This is a genomic window from Kitasatospora sp. NPDC056076 (genome assembly GCF_042266305.1).
Taxonomy (GTDB): Bacteria; Actinomycetota; Actinomycetes; order Streptomycetales; family Streptomycetaceae; genus Kitasatospora.
The window spans coordinates 1,082-4,232 of record NZ_JBHJWG010000111.1 but is presented as its reverse complement, the minus strand read 5'-3'; the positions used below and the strand labels follow the sequence as shown (position 1 = coordinate 4,232).

4 protein-coding genes are annotated in these 3,151 nt (G+C 76.0%); all 4 read right to left on the bottom strand.

What is annotated here, in order from left to right; translation table 11 throughout:
* Positions 1-101: 101 nt before the first annotated feature.
* Positions 102-1,208: a hypothetical protein gene (locus ACFC1T_RS38200; RefSeq protein WP_375897371.1), complete on the bottom strand. Its 1,107-nt coding sequence runs from the start codon at positions 1,206-1,208 to the stop codon at positions 102-104.
* A 198-nt stretch (positions 1,209-1,406) separates the two neighbouring features.
* Positions 1,407-2,012 carry an RNA 2',3'-cyclic phosphodiesterase gene (gene thpR, locus ACFC1T_RS38195; RefSeq protein ID WP_375897370.1) on the bottom strand — a complete coding sequence of 202 codons (606 nt, stop codon included), beginning with the start codon at positions 2,010-2,012 and terminating at the stop codon, positions 1,407-1,409.
* A gap of 71 nt (positions 2,013-2,083) precedes the next feature.
* Complete coding sequence (locus ACFC1T_RS38190; protein WP_375897367.1) at positions 2,084-2,611, bottom strand: hypothetical protein; 528 nt, start codon at positions 2,609-2,611, stop codon at positions 2,084-2,086.
* 53 nt (positions 2,612-2,664) lie between these two features.
* Entirely contained in the window at positions 2,665-3,015 is a 351-nt protein-coding gene (locus ACFC1T_RS38185) for a hypothetical protein (RefSeq protein ID WP_375897364.1), read from the bottom strand.
* Positions 3,016-3,151 lie beyond the last annotated feature (136 nt).

Genomic DNA, 3,151 nt, shown 5'->3' with positions numbered 1-3,151 from the left:
GGTCGGCACGGTCGGTGCGGTCGGTGCGGTCGGCACGGGGACGGGACCGGGCCCCCGCCCGGCGGGCGGGGGCCGTCAGACCTGGGCGGTCCGACGCTCCGTCAGTGGGCGACGATCTGGAGGTTGGCGCTCTGGCCGGCGGTGCCGCCCACGTAGAAGGTGTGGCCGTCGGGGCCCAGCGCCAGGCCGGTGAGGCCGTCCTCGTCGAGGTCGCCGGCGCTGTCGGCGGGGACGGGGGCGCCGGTGGCGGTGTCGAGGGCGAGGACGGAGGTGCTGCTCGTACCGTAGTTGCTGTCGGCGAGGTAGAGCCGGGTGCCGTCGGCGCTGACCTGCGGGTTCTCCAGGGCGTCGCTGCCGGTGGCGGGGTGGAAGGTGGTGGTGACGGTGTCGGTGGCCGGGTCGATGACGGTGCTGGCGCCGCTGCCGAGTTCGGCGAGGCCGAACAGGCGCTTGCCGTCGGGGGTGAACGCCAGGTTGTAGTCCAGGTTCGTGGCGGTGCCCTGGACGGTGCCGGCCACGGTCGGCGCGGTGGCGGCCGCGGCCACGTGGACCACGCCCTGGCTGGTGCCGACGTACACGTCGCCGGTGCCCGGGCGGGCCGCGGGGGCGCCGACGTAGGGGGCCTGGACCTGGACGGACGCGGTGAAGGCCCGCTGCGCGGTGGCGAAGGCCAGGATCCGGCTCTGGCCGTTCTGCCGGTAGGCGGTCGCGCCGTTCTGGGAGACGTACAGGGTGGCACCGTCCGGGCTGAGGGCCAGTCCGGAGGTGGAGCCCGCGGTCCAGCCGGCGGGGCGCGGCTGGTCGGGCAGGGCGAGGGTGGCGAGCAGGGTCAGGGTGGCGGTGTCCACCACGCTGAGGCGCTGGCCGTCGAGGACGTACAGGCGCGAGCCGTCCGCGCTGAGGGCCGGGTGGGCGCTCCACTGGAGGGTGCCCAGGGCCAGGCGGGCGGTGACGGCGCCGGTCTGGGTGTCCACCGTCTTCACGGCGGAGGTGTTGTCGGCCTCGGTCACCACGACGTAGGCCTTGGCACCGTCGGGGCTGACCACCGGCACGACGCCCCGGGCGCCGACGGCGATGGTCGCCTCGGTGCCGGACAGCGGTGCGGCGGCGGTGGCCGCGGTGGCGGCGGTGCCGGTGAGGGCGAGCAGGGCCGTGGTGGCGGCCGCGGTGAGCGTGGCGGCGGTACGGCGGTGGGTCGTGCGGGACATCGGTTTCCCCCTCGTGGAACGTGCGGTGCCGTGCGGTGTGGTGGCGGGCCGTCAGCGCTGGATGACCTGCGGACCCGCGGTGCCGGGGGGCAGGCTAGCCGATGCGGATGAAGATCCGATCGACGTACGGGCGAGCGCACGGTGACCACTCGTCGGCCGCAGCTCGGCGGCCACGGCTCGTCGGCTACGGCTCGTCGGCTACGGCTCGTCAGGGGCGCTGCCGGTGGCGGTGCCCAGGTGCCAGGCCTCGATGTCGCGGTAGTGGATCGGGCCGGGGCCGCGGCCGGTGTTGCTGCCGACCAGGTGGAGGCGTTCGGCCCGCCAGGGGCGGCCGTGGAAGCCGGTGAGGCCGGCCGCGGCCAGCGGGACGCTGGTGGGGTCGTCGCGGCGGGCCCGGGCCAGGGTCAGGTGGGGGCGCAGCGGGCGGTCGTGGAAGTCGATGCCGCAGGTCCTGGCCAGGGTGCGGACGTCGGTGGCGAGTCGGTGCAGCGCTTCGAGGTCGCCGTCGATGTCGGCCCACAGGAGGCGGTCGTCGAAGTGGCCGCCGCCGTGCAGGCCCAGGCGCGGGGCGGGGTGCGCGGGGGCCAGGGCGGCCAGGGCGGTGCGCAGCGGCGGTACGGCGGTGGTGGGCAGTTCGCCGAGGAAGGCGAGGGTGATGTGCCAGTCCTCGATCCGGTTCCACCGCAGCCGCGGGTAGGCGGCGTAGGCGGGGCGGAGGGCGTGGGCCAGCTCGTCCTTGGCGTCGTCGGGTGGGGCCAGGGCCACGAAGACGCGCCGGGTCGAGGGTTCGGGGTGTTCGTCCACGGGGGATTTCTAGCACCCCGGCCGTCGGGTGGACCGGGGCGGGGACCAGGGGCGGGGCTCGGGGGCGGGGGTCAGCGGGCGGCCGGGGCGAGGTCGAGGACGACCAGCTTGTCCGTCCGGTAGCCGTCGAGGTCGGGGTTGTGCCAGGACTGGCCCGCGCGGATCCGGTGGAACCTGAACGTGGCGTTCGTCCCGTTGGCCGCGACGATGCAGCGCACCGGGCCCGGGTGGTCCGCTCCGGTGAGGAGGCGGCGGAACTCCAGGGCGAGGGCGATCCCGTGCAGCAGGAGGAGCCGTTGGCCGTCCTCGGAGATCTGCGGGGCGTCGTCGACGGTCCGGACCTCGACGGGGACGTGGTCCTCCAGGTGGAAGGAGCTGTCGGCGCACTCCCAGGCGGTGAGGTCGGTGAAGGCGGCGGGCGCGGCGCCGGCGTCGGCCGTCGAGTCGGCCCAGGTGAGGACGGCTCCGCGGCGGGTGATCCCGTCGGCGAGGCGGCCGCGCAGGCCGGGGGCGAGGCCGCCGGGCGGCGTCAGGGCGGCGGGGTGGTCGTGCACTCCGAGTGCCAGGGCGGCGGCGTCGTTCATCGTCAGCGACAGCATGTGGCCCATGGTCGCAGCAGTTGGAGCAGGGGGCTGGGGTCCCGGGCGGGGTGTCAGTCTCCTTGGGACCAGGCGGCGACGGGCAGTGAGAGGTAGACGCCGAAGTCGGTGAGCCCGGTCGCGGCGCGGATGTTCGCGTGGAGGGTGTCCACGCGTTCCTGGCGGTCGGCCGCGCGGCTGGCGAACCACTTCGACTTGACCTCGACCACCACCGCCAGGCCGCTGCGGTCCAGCGGGCCCAGCGGCCGGAAGCGCAGTTCGACGTCGCCGGGTCGCAGGTCCCCGTCGTACGGCTCCTCGGGGCACTCCACGGCCAGGGACACCAGGTGCGGCAGCACCGAGCCCAGCTCGCGCAGGGTGGACTCGGGCACGGTGGGCGCGTGGGTCACGTCGACGAGCGGCATGTCCGCCACCCTAGTCGGGGCCCGGCCAGGGCCGGTTTTTTAAAACCCCGAGCGGCCCCCGGGGGGCCCCCCCCCCCGGCGGCCGGGGGGTGGGGGCCCGCCGGGTGGCCCGGGGGGGGGGAGCGGGGGGCCCGGT